At 43.5% G+C, this 749-nt stretch carries 1 pseudogene; it reads right to left on the bottom strand.

The features are described from left to right. A pseudogene (locus E4T71_RS09930) lies at nucleotides 1-749 on the bottom strand (hypothetical protein); the annotation flags it as partial.

Raw genomic sequence — 749 nt, 5'->3', positions numbered from 1 at the left:
TTACCTGTCAATACTTCAGATTTCGCAATCTCAGGATTTACAACAGTCTTACCATCCGTTGATACAACACGGTAGATAACTTGTGCTTGATCATCCTGAACTGTTGGATTTTGCACATAAGGAATCTCAGTGTTGCCAGTTGGTGTTGTTGGAACTGGTGGAACATAACCCTTACTTGGATTATCTGGATCCACTGGTTTCAACGGCTCGTTGTTGCCTGGATCTACTGGAGTCATACCTGGTACATATGGAATAGCCGGTTGACTTGGATCAGTAGGAGGAACAATTGTTGCTGGATTTGTTGGATCTGTTACATATGGTACTTCTGACCATGGATCAGTTGGTGTTGATCCTTCAGGGAATTTCGGAACATAGTTACCAACTGGTACGTAGATAACTTGATCATGAATATCCTCTGAATCTGCACCGATACCATTGTGAGCTCCTGCTTGAAGTTGTGAAGCATTTTCCAAGATGTATCCTGGAACAGATGGTGATGTATAAGCACCAAAGGCTGAGCCATCAAGAGCTACCCAGTTACCTAGGGTTGTCTCACCTGTAGCCAAGTTAATGGTTCCTTCACGACGGAAGCGAAGAGTGTCTGACTTCATTTGTGCCTGTTCTGGCGTCATTTCTGTCAGTTGTCCATCCTTACCACGGACATAGTAACGAACATCACGAAGAACTTCTTCTGTCAATGTTAGAATGTCTGTCTTATCTGGTGTTGGATAGTTTGGAGTTGTTGGATC

Source organism: Streptococcus sp. WM07, from assembly GCF_004570525.1.
Lineage (GTDB): Bacteria > Bacillota > Bacilli > Lactobacillales > Streptococcaceae > Streptococcus.
This window is presented reverse-complemented; position numbering and strand designations above follow the sequence as displayed.